The 24764-nt window shown below is 42.3% G+C and carries 15 protein-coding genes and 1 pseudogene; 13 read left to right on the forward strand and 3 right to left on the reverse strand.

What is annotated here, in order from left to right; translation table 11 throughout:
- Positions 1-8: 8 nt before the first annotated feature.
- A complete protein-coding gene (locus tag FNT16_RS10060) occupies positions 9-2882 on the forward strand; it encodes a fibronectin type III domain-containing protein (protein ID WP_143871464.1) in 2874 nt (957 codons plus the stop codon).
- 131 nt (positions 2883-3013) lie between these two features.
- On the opposite strand, the gene FNT16_RS10065 is transcribed toward FNT16_RS10060, so the two are convergent.
- The 3 genes from FNT16_RS10065 to fadB all read right to left on the reverse strand — a co-directional run bounded on the left by FNT16_RS10065 (position 3014) and on the right by fadB (position 7330).
- Positions 3014-3802, reverse strand: a complete 789-nt coding sequence (locus FNT16_RS10065) for a TIGR04219 family outer membrane beta-barrel protein (RefSeq protein ID WP_143871465.1) — start codon at positions 3800-3802, stop codon at positions 3014-3016.
- A 200-nt stretch (positions 3803-4002) separates the two neighbouring features.
- Positions 4003-5169, reverse strand: a complete 1167-nt coding sequence (fadA, locus tag FNT16_RS10070) for an acetyl-CoA C-acyltransferase FadA (protein WP_143871466.1) — start codon at positions 5167-5169, stop codon at positions 4003-4005.
- A gap of 13 nt (positions 5170-5182) precedes the next feature.
- A complete protein-coding gene (gene fadB / locus FNT16_RS10075) occupies positions 5183-7330 on the reverse strand; it encodes a fatty acid oxidation complex subunit alpha FadB (RefSeq protein ID WP_143871467.1) in 2148 nt (715 codons plus the stop codon).
- Between the two features lie 246 nt (positions 7331-7576).
- Here fadB and FNT16_RS10080 point away from each other — a divergent pair, with 246 nt between their 5' ends.
- The 12 genes and pseudogenes from FNT16_RS10080 (at position 7577) to FNT16_RS10130 (ending at position 24738) form a co-directional block, all read left to right on the forward strand.
- Positions 7577-9076 carry a lytic murein transglycosylase gene (locus tag FNT16_RS10080; RefSeq protein ID WP_246072193.1) on the forward strand — a complete coding sequence of 500 codons (1500 nt, stop codon included), beginning with the start codon at positions 7577-7579 and terminating at the stop codon, positions 9074-9076.
- A complete protein-coding gene (locus FNT16_RS20815) occupies positions 9076-9441 on the forward strand; it encodes a lytic transglycosylase domain-containing protein (protein ID WP_246072194.1) in 366 nt (121 codons plus the stop codon). Before FNT16_RS10080 ends, FNT16_RS20815 begins: the two co-directional genes overlap by 1 nt.
- Before the next feature lie 100 nt (positions 9442-9541).
- On the forward strand, positions 9542-10588 hold the full coding sequence (locus FNT16_RS10085; protein WP_143871468.1) for a rod shape-determining protein: 1047 nt from the start codon (positions 9542-9544) through the stop codon (positions 10586-10588).
- 5 nt (positions 10589-10593) lie between these two features.
- Entirely contained in the window at positions 10594-11481 is an 888-nt protein-coding gene (gene mreC / locus FNT16_RS10090) for a rod shape-determining protein MreC (RefSeq protein ID WP_143871469.1), read from the forward strand.
- Entirely contained in the window at positions 11478-11954 is a 477-nt protein-coding gene (mreD, locus tag FNT16_RS10095; protein WP_143871470.1) for a rod shape-determining protein MreD, read from the forward strand. Before mreC ends, mreD begins: the two co-directional genes overlap by 4 nt.
- A gap of 4 nt (positions 11955-11958) precedes the next feature.
- Complete coding sequence (locus tag FNT16_RS10100) at positions 11959-12525, forward strand: Maf family protein (RefSeq protein WP_143871471.1); 567 nt, start codon at positions 11959-11961, stop codon at positions 12523-12525.
- A 1-nt stretch (position 12526) separates the two neighbouring features.
- Positions 12527-14002 carry a ribonuclease G gene (gene rng, locus FNT16_RS10105; protein ID WP_143871472.1) on the forward strand — a complete coding sequence of 492 codons (1476 nt, stop codon included), beginning with the start codon at positions 12527-12529 and terminating at the stop codon, positions 14000-14002.
- The gene (locus FNT16_RS10110; protein WP_143871473.1) at positions 14002-17880 is read left to right on the forward strand and encodes a YhdP family protein; all 3879 of its coding nucleotides are present in this window, start codon (positions 14002-14004) and stop codon (positions 17878-17880) included. The genes rng and FNT16_RS10110 overlap by 1 nt, the downstream gene beginning before the upstream one ends.
- Before the next feature lie 43 nt (positions 17881-17923).
- On the forward strand, positions 17924-18739 hold the full coding sequence (locus tag FNT16_RS10115) for a carbon-nitrogen hydrolase family protein (protein WP_143871474.1): 816 nt from the start codon (positions 17924-17926) through the stop codon (positions 18737-18739).
- Between the two features lie 9 nt (positions 18740-18748).
- The gene (gene tldD / locus FNT16_RS10120) at positions 18749-20191 is read left to right on the forward strand and encodes a metalloprotease TldD (RefSeq protein ID WP_143871475.1); all 1443 of its coding nucleotides are present in this window, start codon (positions 18749-18751) and stop codon (positions 20189-20191) included.
- Between the two features lie 190 nt (positions 20192-20381).
- Entirely contained in the window at positions 20382-21569 is a 1188-nt protein-coding gene (locus tag FNT16_RS10125) for an efflux RND transporter periplasmic adaptor subunit (protein ID WP_143871476.1), read from the forward strand.
- 5 nt (positions 21570-21574) lie between these two features.
- A pseudogene (locus FNT16_RS10130) lies at positions 21575-24738 on the forward strand (efflux RND transporter permease subunit).
- Positions 24739-24764 lie beyond the last annotated feature (26 nt).

The raw sequence follows: 24764 nt of genomic DNA on the forward strand, positions 1-24764 counted from the left end.
AATGAGTTATGATGAAACAATTTAAAAGCGTTTTGCTGTTGGTTTTGTGTTGCTGGTTGCTGCCGCTGAATGCGGCATACAATACCGCGCTCCTTAACCTCAAACCGCTTGATATAGATTCAATAGGTTTTGATGGTGATATTCAATTTTCTTTGCGCTCAAATTTAGACAGGCGGGAAGAAGTGCAAATGATGTCACGTCGGGACATGGAATCTGAATTGTTTCGTCAGGGCATTGCAATGGGTAACTCAGACGCTGAAGTGTTGAAAGTAGGCAAGGCATTAGGCGTTGAGTTTATTATATATGGTGAAGTTCAAATGTCGGAAAATGGCATTGCGACCACCATAAAAATGCTGGATATAGTACACGAAAGATTGGCCAAAAATTGGAATATTAATTTTAGTGGCCGCAATGATATTAATGAAAAGGGAGCCGCACTGGCGAACGGATTAGTTAAAGCCATGGCGCAAAGTTTAGTGGACGCGAAAGTGGAAGCACAGACGGCTGCAAAACAAGCAGATGCGCAAAGTGCAGAGCAGTTTAATCTGTTAGCTGCATTTACGGCCACCTCAAACAACAAAGGTATTAGTTTAAGCTGGCAACCTATCGCGTCAGGCGCTTACAACAAATACAATATATATCGTGCAGAAACGTCAGTGGGGCCGTTTACACAAATCGCTGCATTGGCAGACACTCATTATTTAGATTCGCAAGTTGAAAACAAAAAACAGTATTTTTATAAAATAGGTTTGGTTGATGCGTCAAACGGTTTGCAAACAGAAGATTCTAATATGCAAACTGTCATTTATGTCGATGAAAGTTTAAAAAACAGACCCTTATCACCCACTATTTTATCCGTTGAAACTGGGGTTAAACAGTCTAAAATCACCTTTGTACCTAATCTAGACAATCGCAGTCGTGGCCACAATGTCTATAGTTATAAGATTTACCGTAAACGACAAGATGGTGGTCACTGGTTACATGTCGGTAGTATCCGTTTAACTTCTGGCGAACCCAAATTATCTTATCAATATTTTGATAAATCCAATATCGAAGATGGTGTCAGTTATAGCTATGCTGTTTCTGCCGTGACGAAAAATAATGAAAGTACCCTCAGTGGTACAGAGGTCGTCATTTCACCCGGTACCCCAGTGCTTAGTGTAGGGCAAGATAATCAACTCAGAGAAATCGAGCTGGCTTGGGTTGTCGAAAATGCGAATGGCGGATTTTATATTTACCGGCGCGTTGCCGGCACGACCATATGGCAGCGCATTGCCGATATTAAACAAGCAAACGTTCGCCGTTTTATCGACAGAAAAGGCTTATTAGATGGCACTCAATATGAGTATTACGTTAGTTTAGTAAACAATGGTAAAGAGACCGATCCATCGAATATTGTCACCGCGCGTACTAAAGCGTTACCGGCAACACCACAAAATTTTACGGCCCAAAGTGGTTTAGTTAAGGCCGTACAACTAAATTGGCAAGCTTTAGCTGATCTAGATATAGCAGGTTATAAATTGTATCGCATGAAAGATGATGGTAACGGCTTTCAAGAGGGCGATCAGTTAACGCTGGTTCATGAAATTAAAGGTGTTGAGACCCAATCTTTTCTAGACCAAGGTAGCCAAGAAGCACCCCTGTTAGATGGTACTCAATACCATTATGCCATCGCTGCGATGAATAAATTTGGCGCACGCGGCAACTTAAGTTATGTTGCCAGTGCAACAACCAAAGCGCTGCCTAAGAGTGTAGGAGAGATACAAGTTCAGGTGAGCAGCACGCAAATTCAAGTTAACTGGCCAGCACCAGCAAGTGCAGATATTAAACAGTTTCATTTGTCACGAAAATGGAATAACCAAAGCTGGGTGCTTATACGAGTTCTACCGGCTAATGAAACACAATATATTGACGCTGATCTTAAACCTTATGCTGCCACTACCTATCAATTGATAGCTGAGGATAATAGTGGGTTAATGAGCTCTCCTATCGTTTCTAATCCGGTCATCAATCCTGCCAAACTAGTGTTAAAAGTCAGCAAAGAGAATTTACTTAGAAAAATTGAGTTAAGTTGGCACCCGCAAAATAATATCACTGGCTATAAAATCTATCGTAAAGAAGAGGGGGATGCCGATTGGAGCAAATTGGCAGTGATTGAATCAGCCAGCACAAGTCGTTATACCGATGAATATAAACTAGAAGATGGTCGTCGCTACCAATATCAGATCTCTGCACTCGATGGTGAATTAGAAACTCCTGCATCAGAGCCTGTGACAGCGAAAACAAAAGCAGTTCCACAACCGCCTAAAAATTTCACCGTGCAATCTGGCTTGGTGAAAACTGTGGTTTTACGCTGGGAAAAGATTAATGATGCTGATGTAGCTGGATACTATTTATATAAAATGAATGATAAAGGTCGGATGGAGCGATTAAAAACCATTAAAGATAGAAACATAGTTGAATATACAGATGATGGTTCACTGTTTAATAAATTGTCAGATGGCACTGAATATCAATATGCAATTACCGCCTATAATCGATTTAATGCAGAAGGTGGTCGTTCTCCAATTATTAAAGCGACAACTAAACCTGTGCCCGCGGTTGTTGCAACTTTAGAAGCCAGTTATCAAAATGGAGCTGTCGATATCCGCTGGCCCGCCAATAGTGAATCCGATATCCAAATGTATGAAGTGGAAAAAGCCTCGGCCAGTTGTTCGTCCTGGCGTGATTTGGCCACTTTAACAGCCAGTCAAACAAAGACAAGCGATACGGATGTAACCGCTGGAACCAAATACTGTTATCGCATCAAAGCGATAGATTCAGATGCTTTAGAAAGTGCGCAGTGGCAAAGCACAGAAATCAATATTCCGGCTACACCTTAGCCGCTGTTGTTCAGCGTAAATACCCTTAGTCGTAATCTTTATCCTTCAGTAGAGAATAAAAAAACCGCTCAGAGAGCGGTTTTATTGTTTAAACGGGGTGATTCGGGTGCATTAACAAGAAAATGCTTATCTTAGAAGTGAACTTCTAAACCTGCATAAAACCCAGCAAAGTCTAAATCAGTATAGATACCTTCCAAATCATCTAATTCTAGTGCAAAACTTCTGTAACCTGCTTGTACACTCATATCAACGGCTAGATTATCTATAAACTCATATGCAACACCCACCTGATAATCGCTTAAGCTATGATCGCCAATTGCCAATAAGCTAAAATCACCATACACAGACAATCCTGTTAGCGGCAAACCAATGGCTGCTGCGACATAACCCATAGGCACATAACCGCTAAATTCTTCTGTCGCGGTTTCTCGATTATTGCCTGTACCACTTTGAGTGTTCCCTTCTGCATTAATGATGGCATCAATATGTTTTACATTGACACCAAAATCAAAACTGACTAACCCATTATCAAAAATTTCATAATATAAGGTGTAATCTGTGTTGGTTAGATCGGCATCAACCATAACGTCTGTACTACTTTGGTAAGTTTCGCCACCAAAGGTAAAAGTCCCGTCAACTGTACCATTACCGGATAATCCATCCATTTGGTTGTGGCGGACCTTTAAGTTAGGTACTAATGGAATCGGATGCTCTAAAGCAGCGTAAAAAGAGGCATTGGCGGTTGAATCAAAATTAAAGGTTTCTTGATCGTCCTGTTCTGTGCCAAATTGGCCTTCAGGTTCAATATTCCAATACTGCGCGCCAGCGTATAAACCTAAGATCATATCGGCGTGTGCTGTGCTTGACGCTGCTAAACAAGCAGCAGCGATGGCGAGTTTTAATGTGCTTTGTGATTTCATTTTTGTATCCCTTTTTTAATTAGAGAGGTAAAGCTTAAAGCGTTATTAGTTAAATACTGCTTAATTGTATGTGATTCCAAAGTTTTTACCAGTTGGGATTAAAGCCACAGGTTTAATTTTTGAGGGGCTATTCGCAAAACCGCCATTTTTTGCAGAAAATTAGGCCTAAACAACAGGCCTAAAGTCAATAGTGGAATGTGTTAATTTAAGCGCTCAAATACAGTTGTAATACCCTGGCCTAAACCAATACACATAGTTGCTACTCCCAAGCTCGCATCTTTACGCTGCATTAAATGGAGTAAGGTTGTACTGATACGCGCACCAGAACATCCCAAAGGGTGGCCTAGTGCAATTGCACCGCCATTTAAGTTTACTTTATCATCTAATTGTTCCAGCAAGCCTAAATCTTGCACTACGGGCAGAGATTGGGCGGCAAAAGCCTCGTTTAATTCAAATAAATCAATATCGGATACGCTTAAACCGGCTCGTTGCAATGCTTTTAGTGTCGCTGGAACTGGGCCATACCCCATCACTGAGGGGTCGCAACCGGCAACCGCCATGCTTTTGACTTTTGCGATAGGTTTTAACCCCAACACTTTTGCTTTTTCTGCCGACATGACTAACAAACCAGCAGCACCGTCAGATAAAGCAGACGCATTGCCTGCGGTAACACTACCATTTTTTGGATCAAATACCGGTCGGAGTTTAGCTAACCCTTCTAAATTGGTTTCTGGACGAATGACTTCGTCGGTTTTAACCCGAACCAATTGACCTTCCGCATCATGGCCATTCAGTGCAACAATTTCGCTCGCAAAGTCATTGTTTATGGTCGCTTGATGCGCTCTTTGATGTGAGCGCATGGCAAATTCATCTTGTCGTTGGCGACTAATATTATGCACACGAGCCAGCATTTCAGCGGTCAGCCCCATCGAGCCAGCACCTTTTGCGGTATTTTTGGCCAGACCGGGATGAAAATCAACACCATGTGTCATTGGAATATGTCCCATATGTTCAACACCGCCAATAAGAAAAACATCACCCATGCCTGTCATAATACTTCTACTGGCATCATGCAATGCTTGCATTGAAGAGCCACACAAACGATTAACGGTAACGGCGGCGACATTTTTGGGTAAACCGGCTAACAAGGCGGCATTGCGTGCAATATTAAAACCTTGTTCTAATGTTTGCATCACACAACCCCATATAACATCCTCTATTTCATTAGCGTCTACTGCAGGGTTTCTGGCTAATAAACTTTGCATAATATGAGCAGATAAATCTTCAGCACGGACATTACGAAATACACCTGCTTTTGAACGCCCCATTGGGGTGCGGATCGCGTCAACGATAACAACTTCTTGCATTTTAACTACCCCGTTATTTAATTAAGTAATTTATCTGTTGCGCGGCTTTATTTTTAAAGTCTTCGCTCAGATGATACAAAGGTCCTAAATGCTCAAAACGCTTTGCATTCTCTACAATTTTAGATAAGCCAGTTTGTTGGAGCATACGGAAAACCCCACCTCTAAATGGTGGAAAGCCAAGCCCGTAAATAAGTGCCATATCTGCTTCTTCAGGACTGGCTACAATGCCTTCTTCCAGACACAATACACATTCATTAATCATCGGCAGCATTAAACGATCGATAATATCCTGCTCATTTAGAGTTTGTTTTTGTACATTGTACTCAGCTAGATGACTATCCACGAAAGAGGCGGCTTGTTTTTGCAGTTTTCCCTTTTTATCTTTGCTGTATTGATAAAAACCCGTGCCGCTTTTCTGACCGAATGACTTGTTGTGATGCAGAGCTTGTAACACATTTAGTGTTGGCATAGGCATGCGCTTTGGAAATCCTTCTGCCATTACGCCTTGTGCATGAAATGCAGTATCAATTCCGATCACATCTAGTAAATATGCAGGTCCCATCGGCCAACCGAATTGACGCTCCATAATTCTATCTACTTGCTGGAAATCAGCGCCATCAACTAATAATTGATTAAAGGCTGCCAAATAAGGAAACAATACTCGGTTCACAAAAAAACCTGGGCAATCATTAACGACAATTGGCGTCTTTCCCATCTGTTTAGCAAAACTGACAACACTCGATATCGTTTCTTCAGAGGTTTTAGCGCCTCGAATGACTTCAACGAGCGGCATTTTAGGGACAGGGTTAAAAAAATGCATGCCGCAAAATCGACTGGGATCGATAAGTGACTGACTAAGCTCAGTAATCGATATGGTGGAGGTGTTGCTGGCTAATATACAGTTTTTTCTAACCTGAGTTTCTGTATTTTGTAAAACCTGCGCTTTTATATTTTTATTTTCGACAACCGCTTCAATAATAATATCGCAGTCTTGTAACGCTGAATCCTCTAAAGTCGGTTTAATTCGCGTTAAAATCTGTGTAACTTGTTTATTATCAATTTTTTTACGTTCGTTTGCTTTAAGTAATAATTTGGCCGCTTCGGCCATACCTAAATCTAACGCATTAGGTTGAATATCTTTCAACACAACTGCGGTGCCTTTGTAAGCGGCTTGATAGGCAATGCCACCACCCATTATACCGGCACCTAAAACGCCGACCTGCGAAATGGGAGCGGCGGATTTGCTATGTAGCTTACCCAGTGCTTTTACTTTTTGATCCGCTAAAAATAAGCCGACTAACGCTTGCGCTTGAGGTGTTTGTGTCAATTGCACAAAGTTTTGATTTTCAATGCGCATTGCCTCGTCACGATGTAAACTAGCACCTTGTTCTATGGTTTTAACAGCCATCATTGGGGCAGGATAATGTTGACCTGCTTGTTGGGTGACCATCGCTTTGGCTAAAGAAAAGCTCATCGCTGATTCAGTGTTGTCTAACTTCAGTGGCGCTAGTTTTATTTGGCGTCTTGCTCGCCAGTCAAAATCACCAGCCACTGCTTTGTGTAAACAATCCAAACCTGCGCGCCTTAAGCTTTGCGGCTCAACAACTGCATCTACCAGTCCTAATTTAAGCGCTTTATCTGCATTTAATTCTTTGCCTGTTGTAATTAACTCCATCGCATTGTCAGCACCTAACAAGCGAGACATTCTCACCGTACCGCCGAAACCAGGCATAATACCCAGTTTCACTTCGGGTAAGCCGATTTTGGCTGTGTTATCTGCAATTCTAAAATCGGTCGCCAAGATAGCTTCACAGCCACCACCTAACGCAAAGCCATTTATCGCACTGACAGTTGGAAATGGCAGATCTTCCAATTTGTCAAAAATATTGGTTGCTTCACGTAACCACCCCGCAAGCTCGGAAACCGGTAGGCAAAATTTTTCCAGAAACTCAGTGATATCTGCACCGACTATAAAAGCCGCTTTGCGGCTGGTAATTAATAAACCATTGAGTTTCGCGGTTTTAGCTGCTTCAATGGCATGATGGAACGACTCAAGCGTTGCTTTGTCAAACTTATTGACAGAACCTTCTGCATCTAAAACAAGCTCGGCTAACCCGTTATCGAGTGGTTGCAGCGTTAGGTTGGTGCCCTGATATATCATTTAAAGCTCCCGCAGTTAAAATGAAGGGTGTTAATAAAATGTAATTGAATAGAGTTTAACCAAAATTTTTAAAAATTCAAACGGATGTTTGAATTGTCTGTTTGATTTTGAACTTGATCTTGCGTTCGAGAAAAAAGGCTCTAAAGTGTTCATATAAATATAGGCTAGTAAAAATAATTTATGCGCAAAAACTACGCTATTTTTTGTTTATTTTTTTCTATCTCATTCTGCTCATTGGCCAATGCAATGTCTGAACAATCAGAACAATTGGTACAGCAAAGGGTGTGGTATGTTGACGCGCTGCGCGAAGCTCAATCAGGGTCGTATGCGACAGTGCAAAAATGGCGTCAAAAAATGGGTGACTACCCCTTATTTCCGTATGTCGAGCTGGCTTATCTAAAAAATCATCCATATTTATCTAACAAACAAAAAATTAGAGAATTTTTGAATATCTATGAAGGCACTCCGTTAGAATGGCCACTGCGTCGACCTTGGTTAGAATATTTAGCTAAAAAAGGGGACGCGATAACCTTTATCAACGATTTTAAGGCAACTAGCGACGCAGAGTTGAATTGTCACAACCTGAGTTTTCAATTAAAAATTGGCGCGCGGATAAAAGATATTGCGGACCAGATCCGAACATTATGGGTTGTGGGGAAATCACAGCCCAAAGCTTGTGACACATTGTTTGAAAAATGGACAGATAGTGGCTTAAGAACTAATGAGATGATTCGCGAGCGTGTGATTAAAGCCGCGGACGGTGGTAGTCACACCTTGATCCCTTATTTGACAAAATTATTACCAAAGGAAGATCGTAGCTGGGCTAAATTATGGCACAGAGTACGCCGTAACCCCGCAGTTATTACTAAGCATAAATATTTTCCACGTCAGGATGCTGATTATGCCGCCATTCAATTTTACGGATTGAAGCGTCTTATTTGGCGAGATCCGGATGTGGCATTATCTCATTTTGATAAAGTATCACTGCAATATCCTTTTACCGAAGAGCAGTTGGGGCAACTCAGCTATCGTTTTGCTTTGGCTTTGGCGAGTAAAGGTCATGCCGAAAGCAAACACTGGCTGTCCCGTGTGCCTGCACAATTAAAAGATGCAAAGATAGTACACTGGCATCTAGCCACCTATTTACGTGAAGAAAACTGGATCCAAGTCGCCAGTTTGATTCAAACTTTGCCCCAAAACTTGCAAAGTTTGGCAATCAACCGGTATTGGCTGGCACGTGCTCAGGAGCAACTTGGAATAGAAGTGACCGCTCGACAAAATATGCAAGAGCTTGCCGGCATGCGACATTACTACGGCTTTTTAGCCGCGGCGCGTAGTGATTATAAATACCAATTGAACCATCAAAGTGTTGAAATAGACGTCGCGATACAGGAAAAAATCAGCCAAGCCCCTGCAGCTCGCCGGGCATATGAGTTTTTGCAATTGGAACAGTTTGTAAATGCACGCAGGGAATGGTATCAATTTAAAAAAACACTGACAAAAACCGAACTGGCAAACGCTGCTTATTTAGCACACCAATGGCGCTGGCATGATCAGGCATTGCGCGCAATATCACAAGCCGGACAAAACGACGAAGTTGCATTGCGGTTCCCCAAAGCATATGAATCTATATATCAAAAATTTAGCAAACAAGCGGGGATCGATTTCACCTTGGCATTGGCTATTAGCCGACGCGAAAGTACATTTATGGCCGATGCGCATTCATCAGCGGGGCTCGGGGATTAATGCAAATTATGCCAGCCACAGCGAAAACATTGGAAGGGCGTCGTTTTAACACTCGTCGTTTATATGAACCTGAAACAAATGTTAGAATGGGCACAAAGTATTTATCTGAATTAACGGAACGCTTGAATGGGCAAGTGCCATTGGCTATCGCCTCTTATAACGCGGGTTATAGCCGAGTTTTACGCTGGTTGCCGCAAAACAAAGCATTGCCGCTTGATATCTGGATAGAAACAATCCCGTATCACGAGACACGGGAATATGTCAAAGCGGTACTTGCCTATCAACAAGTGTACGAAATGATGAACGAACAACCTAAAAATATATTTAGTCAGGTGATCAACAAAAAAGTGATCCGTGCAGATTAAAAAATAAGACATAAATCAAAGGCATTACTTGCCCATTCTTTGCCGCGTTGGTAAAGTTAGCGCAATTTTGCCGTCTAGTATTGCTAAGGGATCCCTCCCCATGTTTTTAAAAAAGCTTCGTGGAATATTTTCAAACGATCTTTCAATCGATTTGGGTACAGCAAACACCCTAATCTATGTAAAAGATCAAGGTATTGTTTTAAATGAACCATCGGTTGTTGCAATCCGTCAGGAAAGAGCGGGTGGACAGCGTTCAGTTGCAGCAGTCGGTGCGGCAGCTAAACAAATGTTAGGTCGTACGCCAGGTAATATTAAAGCCATTCGGCCAATGAAAGACGGTGTCATTGCTGACTTTTATGTAACCGAAAAAATGTTGCAGTATTTTATTAAACAAGTACACAACAACAACTTATTACGCCCAAGTCCGCGCGTTTTAATTTGTGTACCTTGTGGCGCAACCCAGGTAGAGCAAAGAGCGATTAAAGAATCTGCATTGGGTGCAGGTGCGCGTGAGGTTTATTTGATTGAAGAACCTATGGCCGCCGCGATAGGGGCAGATTTGCCAGTGTCTGAACCAACAGGGTCAATGGTTGTTGATATTGGTGGGGGCACCACAGAGGTTGCCATTATTTCATTGAACGGTATTGTTTATTCATCATCGGTGCGTATTGGTGGTGATAAATTTGATGAAGCGATTATTTCATATGTGCGTCGTAATTTTGGTAGTTTAATTGGTGAGGCAACTGCTGAGCGGATTAAACACGAAATTGGCTCTGCTTATCCTGGCGATGAAGTACGCGAAATAGAAGTGCGTGGTCGCAATGTGGCAGAAGGTGTACCGCGCAGCTTTACCTTAAATAGCAATGAAATCTTGGAAGCTTTGCAAGAACCTTTACAAGGTATTGTCAGTGCGGTCATGGTAGCGCTAGAGCAATCTCCTCCAGAACTCGCTTCCGATATCAGTGAGCGCGGTATGGTGTTAACCGGTGGTGGTGCCTTATTGCGAGACTTAGATCGTTTGTTGATGGAAGAAACTGGCATCCCAGTTGTGATTGCAGATGATCCGCTAACCTGTGTCGCGCGAGGTGGTGGTAAAGCTATCGATATGATCGATATGCACGGTGGTGATTTATTTGCGTATGATTAAGTCGCATGACGCCGTTATTTGCTAATGGGCCAGAACCACAAACCCGAATAATTATTGCAATTTTGTTGTCTTTCGTTTTAATGTTCGTAGATCATAGAATGCAAGGCTTCGATTCTATCAGGGTTTATTTAAATTCTATGGTCAGTCCGATTATGTATGCAGCAAATTTGCCGCAACGTTTATTGGACTGGTCTGCAGAATCCCTCTCGTCTCGTTCAGATCTATTGGACGAAAATGCACGTCTGCGTGAATCTCATCTATTGCTTAGCGAGCGCTTACAAAGAATGCGCTTTCTAGAGCGTGAAAATGATCGTTTGCGGGCCTTATTAGGTTCACCGCTGCGACAGGATATACGTAAAATGGTGACTGAAGTTATGTCGGTTGAAAGTAACCCGAATAGTCATCAATTGGTACTCAATCGTGGGTCGTTAAATGGTGTTTATGAAGGTCAGGCCGTATTAGACGAAAATGGCATCGTAGGTCAAGTCGTTAGTGTTGGAACGACGACAAGTAGGGTGTTGTTAATCAGTGACCATACCCATGCCATCCCTGTTCGAGTCGAACGTAATGCGGTGCGCAGTATTGCGATAGGTACAGGCTCATGGAGCCGAATTGAATTAAGTTTTGTACCACATTCAACAGATATTAAAGTGGGAGACAGGTTAATTAGTTCGGGGTTAGGGCGACGGTTTCCTGAGGGCTATCCAGTCGCTGAAGTCACCAGTGTCGTCAGTAACGAAAGTTTACCCTTTGCACAAATACAGGCTAGACCGATTGCGGCATTAGATAGAGTCAGATATTTATTATTATTATGGCCACCAGATGCTGAGAAACAGCCCAAAAAAGGCGCTTTAAAAAACTTAGCTGAAGAAGCGGAGGCATTAATCCCTTGATTGGATCCCGCACATTAATAGCATTAACCTTATTGTTTGCGTTAATTTTAGCTATTGCACCTATGCCTAAAATGCTAGAGTCATTCCGGCCTGACTGGATACTGCTGGTACTTTTTTATTGGGCTATTGCACTGCCACATCGAGTTAATGTGGGCACAGCCTGGGTTTGTGGTTTCATCTTGGATATATTGTTGGGGAGTGTATTAGGTGCACATGCTCTGATACTAGCGCTGGTGACTTATATTGCTTCGGCGAATTATTTAACAATTCGCAACTTTTCTTTATGGCAACAAGCGCTTATTGTAGGGTTAGTGAGTGCTTTTTATCATTTAGGCGATTATTGGATCCAGCATTTTTTAACAACAGCATATTTCCTGCCTGAACTTATGTGGCCTGTAGTGACTAACACATTTATTTGGCCCTGGGCGTTTTTACTGTTGCGAAAATATCGCAGACGTTTAAAAATTCGGTAAAATTATGACGTTAAAAATTTACCTGGCTTCTCGATCACCGAGGAGGCATTCTTTATTAAAACAACTCAACGTTGATTTCATTCAAGTCGATGGTGAGATAGACGAATCTGTTCACTCTGGTGAGAATGCACAAGCATATGTCGCGCGCTTAGCGCTCGAAAAAGCTAAAAAAGGTTGGTCAAACAGCGATCGTGACAGACCCGTTTTAGGTGCCGATACAATTGTTGTGGTGGATGGAAATATTTTAGGTAAACCAGTTGATTTTAGCGATTCAAGGCGCATGCTTAAAAGTATGTCTAATCGTTCTCATCAGGTCATGACGGCAGTCGCAATCTATTCCTCAGAACAACTTTTACAGACTATAGTGTTAAGTGATGTAGAGTTTTGCGAGCTTGACGATAAGCAAATTGAAACTTATTGGCAATCCGGAGAACCTCAAGACAAAGCGGGAAGTTATGCGATACAGGGTATTGGTGGCCAATTTGTGAAAAAAATTAATGGCAGCTATTCTGCTATTGTCGGTCTACCTTTGTATGAAACAAAACAATTACTAGACAAGGTATATTTATAATATGAGTGCAGAACTGTTAATTAATGTAACGCCAACAGAAACGCGTGTGGCGGTTGTCGAAAATGGCAGTTTGCAGGAAGTTCATATAGAGCGGCAAGGAAATAGAGGATTAGTCGGTAATATATATTGTGGCAAGGTCAGCAGAGTGTTGCCCGGTATGCAAGCGGCGTTTATTGATATTGGATTAGAAAAAGCCGCGTTTTTGCATGCCTCAGACATTACCGTGCATGAAGAAGTTAAAGATGAGCAAGCCCTGCTCAATGAAAATTTACCTATCAGAGACATCAAAGACTTAGTCAAGGAAGGACAAGATATCGTTGTACAAGTGGTAAAAGATCCACTTGGCACCAAGGGAGCTAGACTGACTACTGACATTACAATTCCGTCGCGATATTTGGTGTTTATGCCGGGTGCCGAACATGTTGGTGTTTCACAGCGTATTGAAAGTGCAGATGAGCGCGAAAGATTAAAAGAATCTGTCAGCAAGTTTGCAGATGAAAATGGTAGTTATATTGTTCGTACTGCGGCAGAAGGTGCAGACTTAGAAGAACTGGAACAAGATGCCCTTTTTTTACGACGTGTCTGGAACAAAATTCTAAAACGTAAAAAGCAAAGCGGTAAAATAAGGTGTTTATATGAAGATTTAACCTTGGCGTTTAGGATATTGCGCGACTTTGTTGGGACTGAACCCGAGCGAATACGAGTCGACTCTCGACTTGCATATGATCAATTGTTTGAATTTGTAACCGAGTTTGTGCCAAATCTTAAAAAGGCAATGGAATATTATCCAGGTGAACGGCCAATATTTGATCTATTTGACGTTGAAAACGAAACTCAGCGCGCTTTAGAGCGTAAAGTACAACTTAAATCCGGTGGTTATTTAATTATCGACCAAACTGAGGCGATGACCACTATTGATATTAATACCGGCGCTTTTGTTGGACACCGAAATTTAGAAGATACTATTTTTAATACCAACATTGAGGCCACACAGGCTATTGCACGTCAGCTTAGGCTGCGAAATTTAGGTGGTATTATTATTATCGACTTTATTGATATGAATAGTGAAGATCATAAACGTCGGGTTTTACATAGTTTAGAGTTAGCCTTATCGCATGACAGAACTAAATGTAATGTGCATGGTTTTTCTGCCCTTGGTTTAGTTGAAATGACGCGCAAACGAACACGAGAAAGTTTAGAACATATCTTGTGTGATGCTTGCCCATGTTGCCAGGGGCGTGGCAGTTTAAAAACGGCGGAAACGGTTTGTTATGAAATTTTACGTGAGGTTGTGCGGGTAAACCGCGCCTATGATGCAGATCGGTTTATTGTTTATGCTTCGCCACCTGTATGTGAGTATATGCTCAGCGAAGAATCTCATGCACTGGCTGAGTTAGAAATGTTTATTTCAAAACAAATAAAAGTACAGGGTGAGCCGCTCTATGGACAAGAGCAGTATGACGTGGTGATGATTTAGTGACTGTTAAAGGTTTTCTGGCCGAACTGATTAGAAAATTGTGGTTGAGCATTGCAATCGTGCTCGTTACAACCGCCTTAATTTTGAGTGCGGTGCGCGTCGGACTACCTTATGCAAGCCACTTTAAAGACGATATAGCGCACTGGTTTACCGAACAATTTAATCAGCCAGTTAATATTCAGCAACTCGCCGCAGATTGGCGAGGCGCCGGACCGGTCATTAGTTTGCAAGGGTTTGAGTTTATTGTGGCGGAGCAAACTAACTCGCCTGTTATGGTCTCTATTGAACAAGTAGACCTTGAGCTTGATTTTTGGCAATCTTTTCTGCAGCGCGCACCCGTTGTGCGTAACTTCGTATTAGATGGGGTTGAGGTTTTAATTGATGTTGCGCAATTGCAGGCGGCTGAGCAAAGTGGCGCTGAAATTAAAGTGCTTGAACTTTTCAGAGATATTTTCCTCAATCAATTCCAACGTTTTGATGTGCAAAATAGCTATATCACCATTGTTACAACAGATGGGGCTGCGCATCAAATTCGAGTTCATCAGCTCAAATGGTTTAACCGTCAATCCGATCACCAAGGCGTCGGCGAGTTTTCGCTTGAAGGGATCGAAGAAGATACCCTGGCTTTTATTTTAGATTTACAGGATCAGGGAGACGATAAATACAATGGTCAGTTTTACGTTAAATCAGACGGTATTGATTTAGCGCCTTGGTTGCGACCATACGTGACTGACAAAGCCAGAAATTTACAGAGCAAATTAAAATTTGAAGCATGGTTGGATATTGAAAAAAGCGAATTTCAATCGTTTTTATTTAATTTAGATCCCAGTGAACTAACTTGGTATACCGGCAATACCTTACGTAAATTAGAGTTGGTCAGTGGGCGCTTACAAGCGGACTTGGCACAAAGCATCCCACATTTTTATATGGATGATTTAAGTTTGGCACATGAAAATAACCTGTGGGGCAATTTTGATATTCATGCGCAAAAATTTGCAGGAAACTGGCAAATCTATACACCTAGAATTAATTTAGCACCTGTTAAATCGATTGTTTCATTGATGCAATTACCCGCTAAGGTAGCTCACTTTGTGCGGGCGGTCGAGGGAGAGCCAGCCGTTGAAAATTTTCATCTAGAATATGCTTCCGCTGATAAATGGGCATTGCGTGGACAGTTGGCAGAGCTGAGTTGGCAAGCCTTTGCCGAATTACCTTCAGCGCAAAACGTGCAAGCTGAAATTTTATCCGCACCCGGTATCATCCACATGCAATGGCAAGCGCCGGAGCAGACTTTGCAATGGCCAACTGCCTATGGACAGGAAATTGAAGCTTTCTCATTTTCGATGCAAAACACCTTATATTGGCAAACCGATAGACAGCGTAATTTAACCGATTGGCAGTTAAAGACACCTAAACTGAATTTGCGTTTTGCAGACCAGAATATTGATGCTGCTTTCGCGTTATATCCTAATTTAGCGGATGATACTCAGCTCTCGTTGGTTCTGAATTTAACTGGCATGCCAGTTAAGCGAGTTAAACAATTGTTACCAGAAAAGTTACTGGGGGAGCAAACATATCGATATTTAATGAGTGCTTTAAACTCAGGGCAATTGGAATCAGGCAAAGCTATTTTTCAGGGCGCATTGCAAGATTACCCCTTTCTGCGTCAGCAAGGTTTAGCGCATATAAATCTCGAAATTAAAGATGCTGACTTTAAGTTTCAACCCGACTGGCCTAAAGTGGATGACGTCGACTTGACCTTGCAGATATTAAATCAGGGTTTGCACATTCATAGTTCAACTGGAAAATTACTGGATGCCGAATTGGTTGAGTTAGCCGCTTCAATCCCTGATTTGCTCGATCCGGATTTAACTTTGAGTTTGGATATCAAGGCTAAAGGACAAGCACCTGCAGTGACCCAAATCATGCAGCAAAGCAGTTTGGCGAACTCTGTCGGTAAAGCGCTAGAGCAGCTTATTGTGCATGGCCCGCTGAGTAGTCAAATTAAGGTGGATATCCCACTGATGCGTTCGAAGGATCTAAGCGCAAGCGGCGAAGTTTTGTTTGACGGCAATTCAGTCGTGGTGGCCGCAACTGGTTTTGAGTTTGAGCATGTCAATGGCTTGCTGGAATTTGATATGGACCGTCTTAAAGCGCGAAAAATGACATTTGATTGGGGGCCAGTGCCCTACCAAATTGATTTGCATGGACAACAAAAAGCGCAAGAATATCAAGTTGATTTAGATATTCGTGGACGCTGGCCTATTGATGCAATATTGACGCAAAGTGGCTTTTTGCAACTTGCCGACCGAATTAAAGGCAGTGCCGAGGTCGATGGCCATCTGGCAATCAAATTACCGGAAAAAGGTTTTTCTTATCGTTTAGACGTTGCCAGTGACCTACATGGGGTTAGTCTGCAATTACCCAAACCCCTAGACAAAAAAGCAGAGCATTTACGCATCACAAATCTGACTATGATCGGCGATGAGGAGAGCTCAAATATCAAGTTAGATTCAGGTGATGAATTGAGCTTTAATGGTTATTTACCGCATGAAATGGGGCAATTAACCCGCGCGTATTTAGTGCTCGGAGAAGAGGTATTATCGCCACCTGCAACAGGATTTAATATCTCAGTGCATTTGCCTCAAGCTGATTTTGCCGAGTATTTGAAGGTCATCAGTGACGTGCAAAAAGACGTCGCGACCCGCCCAGCAGCCGGGCAAAGCGTTATTGAGCTACCCAAGCGAATTCGAGGTTTAATCTCTGAAATGTCGGTGGGACCGCTGCGCTGGCATAATGTTAACTTCGACATTAATCGCAATCAGCAAAAATGGCTGGCCAATATCCTAGCTGATGAATTTGTGGGTGATATCAAATTTACCGATGATTTAATGAAACAGGGTATGCAAATTGACGCACAGCGCTTTATGATTAAGCCTTATTTGGCGACAAGCTCGGTGCAGAAAAACAGCTATAGCAGCGCTGAAATGCGGGAAATTTTCGATAACATCCCAGCGATCAAATTTAGCTGCCAAAATTGCCAATACGAAAGTAAAAACTTGGGGCAGGTCGATCTAGAGATTGTTAAAACATCACCGCAAGATTTACTGTTGAAAAATTTCAATATGCGTTATCGCGAGCATAAAGTAGATGCGACCGGTTTGTGGCGCTTGGATGCTAAAAATAACAGTACCACACGACTGAAAGGAAAAGTGATAAGTTCAGATTTTGGCTTGTGGTTACGTGATTACCAGTTGAGCTCTGCAATCCGAGATTCCAGTGTCGATGCTGATTTTGCATTTAACTGGGCAACATCCCCATTAGAACTTGCAAATGACCATCTTAATGGCACGGTGCGATGGCAACTGGGCGAAGGATATCTGACTGAAGTGTCTGATAAAGGTGCCAGAATACTCAGTTTGTTAAGTTTAGATTCACTGGTCCGTAAGTTAAAACTCGACTTTCGGGATGTATTTAGCAAAGGCTTGTTCTACAATCAAATGAAGGGTGATATTAAATTAAACAAAGGTATCGCTTATACAGATAACACCGTGATGGATGGTGTAGCTGGAAATATGGAAGTAAAAGGGCAAACGAATTTGGTTACCCAAACACTGGATTACCGTATTAAATTTAGCCCTAAAGTAACGTCCAGTTTGCCTATTCTAATCGCTTGGATGGTCAACCCAGTAACAGGCATTGCGGCGCTGGCGATAGATCAAGTAATTGAGTCCGCTGATGTGATATCACAAATCGAATTTCAAATAAGTGGCACAATTGATGAACCAAAAGTGGTTGAAACCGGTAGACAGAGTAAAGAAGTGAAATTAAATAAAGCTGAACAAACTCGCATGAAAAGAAATCGGTCAACGCAATAACCGAAGCCCGCAGCAACAAAATCGCAATTCAGTGAGGTAAAAAATGAATTTATCTGTTGTCACCATGCAAATGAGTTCCACCCCTAAAGTAGAAGAGAACTTGTTATGGTTAAGTGAACGGTTTTCTAGATTGCAGACAACAGAAAACTGCTTAGTTGTATTGCCAGAATGTTTTGCATGTTTTGGTGGGGCTGAAAATGAGCAGGCCAGAATTGCTGAAGATTACGGAAATGGACCGATTCAGGACTTTATTGCCCATCAGGCACGTAAATTTAACCTCTGGATTGTTGCCGGCAGTATGCCGCTAAAAATTAAGGATTCAGAACTCGTGTACGCCAGCAGTTTACTGTTTTCACCAGAAGGTCAGTGTCAGGCAAGGTACAATAAAATGCATCTGTTTGATGTGGATGTGGCTGATGCGACGGGTCAATACCGAGAAAGTGCCACCACACAAGCCGGCAGCAGTATCACCGTAGTGGAAACGCCATTTGCAAAAATTGGCTTGAGTATATGTTATGATGTTCGTTTTCCTGAACTATATCGCAAGCTGCAAGCTGAAGGGGCCGAGATCATATGTGTACCAAGCGCATTTACTTACGTGACGGGGCAAGCTCATTGGCAAGTTTTGATGCGGGCACGGGCAATTGAAAATCAATGTTTTGTGGTCGCACCTAACCAAACCGGTACGCATCCAAATGGTCGCCAAACTTGGGGACGCTCTGTTGTGGTGGATCCTTGGGGAGAGATCGTCCACCAACATTCTGAACAAAAAGGCTATTTACAGAGTAAAATAGACTTAGACCGTGTTCGACAAGTGCGCAGTAAAATGCCCAACTTGCAGCATCGCAAATTATTTTAAGTAGAGCGAATGAAACAAATTACCGAAAATTTATTGACGAATGAAGGGCTCGATTTAGAGCAATTGCATAACACTTTGTCTTTTATGCACCAGCGCAAACTCGACTACGCAGATTTGTTTTTTCAGGCAAGTCAACACGAGTCATGGGTACTAGAAGATGGTATTGTCAGAGATGCGTCTTTTAATATTGAACGCGGCGTTGGGGTAAGAGCGGTACAAGGAGAAAAAACAGGTTTCGCTTATTCTGATGAAATTAACCCCAAAGCCTTACACAACGCGGCAGAAGCGGCGCGTGGAATAACTCAAAGTCAGCAAGATTTTTCAGTGCCAGTTTTAACTCAGGTCAACGCACCGATTGTTTATCAGGGAGAAAACCCTTTTAGTAGTTTGACACCTGAACAGAAGGTCAGTTTGTTGAAAGATATGGAGCATTTCGCGCGTGCACAAGATCCGAGAGTGAATCAGGTGATTGCCAGCTTGTCAGCAGTTTATGAAGAAGTGCTGATTGTGGCGAGCGATGGTACATTAGCGACAGATCATCGACCTTTAGTACGCTTAAATTGTACCGTTTTAGTCGAATCAAACGGTCGTCGTGAAAGTGGATCAAGTGGCGGAGGCGGACGCACCGACTATAGCTACTTTTATGAGTTATATGAAGGTGAAATCCGTTATAAAGAATATGCTAAACAAGCGGTTAGACAAGCATTAATTAATCTTGAAGCAATCGATGCACCCGCCGGCACCATGCCGGTGGTACTCGGTGCAGGCTGGCCTGGAGTATTATTGCATGAAGCGGTCGGACACGGTTTAGAAGGCGACTTTAACCGTAAAAACGCATCCGCATACTCTGGTAAAATGGGGCAATCTGTCGCATCCAGTCTGTGTACAATTGTCGATGACGGGACGCTTGCTAATCGCCGTGGTTCGATGAATGTCGATGATGAAGGGGTTGCGGGGAGTTATAACGTTTTAATAGAAAAAGGCGTTTTGAAAGGCTATATGCAAGACAAAATGAATGCGCGACTCATGGGGGTTAAACCTACGGGTAACGGACGTCGAGAAAGTTACGCACACCTGCCAATGCCGCGCATGACGAATACTTATATGTTACCCGGTGAAAGTGAACCAGAAGAAATTATAGCTTCAGTGAAAAAAGGCATTTATGCGCCAAACTTTGGCGGTGGGCAAGTGGATATTACTTCAGGTAAATTTGTTTTTTCTAGCTCTGAAGCTTACCTGATTGAGAACGGTAAAATTACCGCACCGATTAAAGGCGCAACTTTAATTGGTAACGGGCCGCAAGCGATGCAACAAGTGTCTATGGTTGGCAATGACTTAAAGCTAGATATGGGTGTCGGCGTTTGCGGAAAAGACGGGCAAAGTGTACCTGTTGGCGTTGGGCAGCCTACCGTAAAAGTAGATGAATTAGTTGTAGGTGGTACCGGCTCTTAACCAATCAAGATATAGATAAATAAAAATTGTCCATTAATTTGAACTAATCTGCTGTATTTTGTCAAATTGAATCACAACAGAGTAAGTGACTATTGAAACCGTTTTCGGTAACCTTGGCTACACTCGAACTCTCAGAAACTCAATTTCTCAGACACTCAAAATCAAGCGGAGCGCGTGAGGCGTAAAATTAATGGACAAATTCCTCAACAAAAGGGTTCTATTACCCATTGTCATATTGGCGAGTGGCATAGCGATAATGGCCGCTTTTGCCAGTATGAAAAAACCACCAGAAGAAAAGCCAACTGAACAAAACATTCCTTGGGTCGAGGTAAAAGTAAACCACCCCCAAAACAAACAAATTTATGTGCGTTCACAAGGCGAAGTGAAACCTAAATTTGAAACTGTGCTGGTGGCTCAGGTCAGTGGCATTATTGTCGAGTTAGATGCACGATTTGAAAAAGGTGGATTTGTTCAAAAAGGGCAAACTTTGGCACAAATTGACCCGAGTGATTATCAAGTTGCGCTGACGCAGGCGCAGGCCAGTTTAGCTTCTGCACAGGCGCTGTTAGAACAAGAAAAAGCACAAGGACAAGTCGCAAAAGTTGAATGGCAGCAAATTCAAGATCTTGAACCTTCATCGTTGGCTTTGCGTAAACCGCAACTAGCGCAAGCTTTAGCACAAGTTAAAGCAGCAAAAGCGGCTGTGCAAAAAGCAGAACGGGATTTACAAAGAACAAAAATAATAGCCCCGTTTGATGCGATTGTCGCCAGTCGCAATATCAGTCCTGGCAGTTTTTTATCAACCGGTAGTCAAATCGGCGAGATTTATGCAACTGAAAATGCTGAAATCCGTCTGCCGATCGCTGAATCTCAACTTAAATTTTTACAGCAAAAAGGCGTCTCAGCACAAGTTGTATTGGAAGCGGAGTCTGGTGGTCAATTACAAACCTTCGATGCCACGATTGTGCGCTCTGAGGGCATTAAAAATAGTCAAAGCAGGATGCAATACTTAGTGGCTCAAGTGGATGATCCATATGCGCTGAAAAGCTCGAAGAGCAGCTTGGAATTTGGTTCTTATGCGGTTGCGAAAATTCACGGCCAAACCGTCGAGAATGCCAGCATTTTGGCGCGGCATTTAATCAAAGATGGTCAAGTTGCAATATTAGATGCAAACGATCAACTGGCATATCGTTCGGTTGATATTCTGCGAGTTGAAGATGGTCAGGCAATCGTCACCAATGGATTATTTGAAGGTGACAGAATTATTGTGTCCGCATTGCAATACCCAGTAGAAGGGATGAAATTGTCAACCGGTAATGAGCTGCAAGAATCAAAAGAGCAATCTGACGCAGATACTGTACTTGCACAAAAGGATTAAGATAGATGCAATCGCCTGAATTAGATACCAAGAAAGGTATCATCGCATGGTTTGCCCGCAATAGTGTGGCAGCGAATTTATTGATGGTATTTATTTTGATAGGAGGGCTATTAACCTCCTTAACTATCAATAAACAAATGTTTCCACAGTTTGAAATTAACTGGATTAATATTGATACCTCCTATCCCGGCGCCGCACCACAGGAAGTCAGTGAAGGCATCACGATTAAAATAGAAGAAGCACTAGAGTCAATTCAAGGACTCAAACGGGTCATTTCATTTTCCAATCGCGGTCATTCTCATTTCGCCATTGAAGTGGATGATGGTTATGACTCGCAAGACGTAATGGACGAAGTCAAACTGCAAGTCGATTCTGTTTCCAGTTTCCCAGATGGTATGGAGCGACCCATTATTCGTCGTGCCAAATACCGACAGGAAGTCATGTATATCAGTTTGTACGGTGATTTATCTAACAAACAACTTAAAGAGCTTGGCCGCACGATACATGATGAAATTCAAAATTTACCCGGTATTAATATTACCGAATATTATAGTGGTTTAGACTACGAAATTTCAGTTGAAGTCAGTCAGGATAAGTTACGTGAGTATGGGCTTACTTTTCAGAAAGTTGCCAATGCAATTAGAGGTTTTTCGGCTAACCGCTCGGCTGGACAAATCAGAACCGAGAGCGGTTATGTTTCTGTTCGGGTTGAAAACCAGGCGTATACCGGTAGCGAATTTGAACAGTTGCCTTTGATAAATTTGGCGGATGGTAGCCAAATTTTGCTTGGCGATGTTGCGACCGTTAAAGACGGTTTTGTCGAAGGCATTCAATATTCTAAATTTAACAACCAAAACTCAGTTACTTTGTTTGTTGGCGCATCACCGGATCAAAATATTGGTGATGTAGCCAATACCATTAACCGCTATATCGAAGAAAAGCGTAAATCCTTGCCGCACTCAGTTCATCTCGAACCCTGGGTTGATTTAACCTATTACCTAGATGGCAGGCTAAACATGATGCTCAGTAATATGTTAACCGGTGGGATATTGGTGTTTTTGATTTTAGGGTTGACACTGAGATTGCGATTGGCGTTTTGGGTGATGATGGGATTACCCATCAGTTTTTTAGGTGCGTTATTATTTTTACCAACCAGTGCGATTGACGTGACAATCAATGTGGTCAGTTTATTTGGTTTTATTCTGGTATTAGGCGTAGTGGTGGATGATGCCATTGTCATTGGTGAAAGTATTCAATCAGAAACAGAGCAAAAAGGTTCAACGCTGGATAACGTTATCCGCGGCGCGCAGCGAGTTGCAATACCAGCAACGTTTGGCGTCTTAACTACAGTTGCCGCTTTTGTGCCTATGATTATGGATGACGGCCCCAGCAAGGCATTTTCGCAGGCAATTGGTTTTGTCGTGATCTTATGTTTATTGTTTTCATTGGTAGAGTCTAAGCTGATACTACCAGCGCATTTAGCCAATATGAAACCAAAATCCAACAATAAATATAACCCTTTTGATTATTGTCGAAAATATATCGATAAAGGGCTAAAGCAATTTATTGAAAAATACTATTTGCCGTTTATCAAAATGGCGGTCGTCCATCGATATAGTGTTGTTGCTGTATTTGTCAGTATTTTATTGGTCAGCATTGGTTTATTTCAGGGGGGCATAATCCGCTTTTTAGGCACACCTGAAATCCCACATGATTTTCCAACTATTACCCTAGAAATGAATGCTGAAACCTCTGAGCAAGATACATTGCGCGCGGCTAAATCAATCGAAAGCATGTTGTATCGTGTAGATGAGCAGGTTAAAGAGGAAAACAACGGGCAAGGTATGATAGGCCAAATGCAGGTGGACTTGCGTGGACGCACCAGCGCTAATATTCAGGTGAAGCTGGTTGACCCGGAAATCCGTCCAATCGACCCTTTTAAACTATCCGCTCAGTGGCGCGAACAGATGCCGGATATTCCTGGAATGAAAACCCTCACCGTGCGTGATAATTTATTTGGCGGGGGATGGATGATGGCGATATAAGTTTTAGGTTGATTAGTACTGACGGCGCGCAATTACGTGCTGCAGGTGACGAGTTAAAAGACAAATTAAGCACACTTGCTGGTGTCAGTGAAATAAACGACAGTTGGCAAGCATCTACCAATGAAATTCAGTTTAATTTAAAACCTTTAGCCTACAGTATGGGATTAACTTTATCTGATGTTGCATCACAAGTTAGTTTTGCCTTGTACGGAATGGAAGCCCAGCGCATTTTAAGAAATGGTGACGAAATTCGCGTGATGTTGCGGTATCCAGAAGCAGAGCGAAAAGCAGTTAGCCAAATATACGAAGTTTTAGTCAGAACACCGCAGGGCGGCGAAGTCCCCTTGTCGCAATTAGCGGATGTAGACATCGTCGATGGCGTTAACTCTATCCGGCGTGAAAACGGCAATAGAACACTTGTTGTGTGGGCTAATGTAGATAGTGCAGTTGCTGAGTCGTTTAAAATAGCAGATGAAATCAGTAAGCAGTATCTGCCTGAAATGTTACGCAAATATCCAAAGGTACAAAGCGAGCTGGCGGGTAGCATTCAAGAAGAAATGCAAAGCATGAATGACCAAATCCGTAACTTTATCTTATCTATGTTAGTGATATATGCATTGCTGGCGATCCCACTTAAATCCTATTCTCAGCCTGTTTTAATCATGACAGTGATCCCCTTTGGTGTGATTGGTGCGATGTTGGGGCATATGATTTTAGGCATGGATCTCAGCAGCCAGTCTGTCTTTGGTATTATTGCCGCATCTGGGGTGGTGATAAATGATTCACTCGTGATGGTGGATTTTGTCAACAAAGCCAGAGAAAAAGGTATGGCGCTAAAAGAGGCTGTGGTGCAATCGGGTGGGCGGCGTTTTAGAGCGATAATGTTGACCTCCTTAACCACATTTATTGGCTTAATTCCAATTATTATGGAAACCAGTTTACAGGCTAAAATCGTTATTCCCATGGCCGTATCACTGGCGTTTGGTGTTTTATTTGCCACTTTTATTACTCTGATTTTAATCCCTTGTTTATATGTTGTGTTAGAAGATCTGAAAAAGCCATTTGCGAAAAAAGCATTGGAGAAAAAACACGCCCTAAACATTTTAGGATTAAAAAATACCTAATAATGCGGCATAATAGACAGATTATC

Source organism: Catenovulum sediminis (assembly GCF_007289895.1).
In the GTDB taxonomy this organism is placed as follows: Bacteria; Pseudomonadota; Gammaproteobacteria; order Enterobacterales; family Alteromonadaceae; genus Catenovulum; species Catenovulum sediminis.

Excerpts from the sequence above, each read along its gene's own strand:
- FNT16_RS10060 (WP_143871464.1), top strand. The coding sequence starts at position 9 with ATGATGAAACAATTTAAAAGCGTTTTGCTGTTGGTTTTGTGTTGCTGG.
- FNT16_RS10065 (WP_143871465.1), bottom strand. The coding sequence starts at position 3,802 with ATGAAATCACAAAGCACATTAAAACTCGCCATCGCTGCTGCTTGTTTA.
- fadA (WP_143871466.1), bottom strand. The coding sequence starts at position 5,169 with ATGCAAGAAGTTGTTATCGTTGACGCGATCCGCACCCCAATGGGGCGT.
- fadB (WP_143871467.1), bottom strand. The coding sequence starts at position 7,330 with ATGATATATCAGGGCACCAACCTAACGCTGCAACCACTCGATAACGGG.
- FNT16_RS10080 (WP_246072193.1), top strand. The coding sequence starts at position 7,577 with ATGTCTGAACAATCAGAACAATTGGTACAGCAAAGGGTGTGGTATGTT.
- FNT16_RS20815 (WP_246072194.1), top strand. The coding sequence starts at position 9,076 with ATGCAAATTATGCCAGCCACAGCGAAAACATTGGAAGGGCGTCGTTTT.
- FNT16_RS10085 (WP_143871468.1), top strand. The coding sequence starts at position 9,542 with ATGTTTTTAAAAAAGCTTCGTGGAATATTTTCAAACGATCTTTCAATC.
- mreC (WP_143871469.1), top strand. The coding sequence starts at position 10,594 with ATGACGCCGTTATTTGCTAATGGGCCAGAACCACAAACCCGAATAATT.
- FNT16_RS10100 (WP_143871471.1), top strand. The coding sequence starts at position 11,959 with ATGACGTTAAAAATTTACCTGGCTTCTCGATCACCGAGGAGGCATTCT.
- rng (WP_143871472.1), top strand. The coding sequence starts at position 12,527 with ATGAGTGCAGAACTGTTAATTAATGTAACGCCAACAGAAACGCGTGTG.
- FNT16_RS10115 (WP_143871474.1), top strand. The coding sequence starts at position 17,924 with ATGAATTTATCTGTTGTCACCATGCAAATGAGTTCCACCCCTAAAGTA.
- tldD (WP_143871475.1), top strand. The coding sequence starts at position 18,749 with ATGAAACAAATTACCGAAAATTTATTGACGAATGAAGGGCTCGATTTA.
- FNT16_RS10125 (WP_143871476.1), top strand. The coding sequence starts at position 20,382 with ATGGACAAATTCCTCAACAAAAGGGTTCTATTACCCATTGTCATATTG.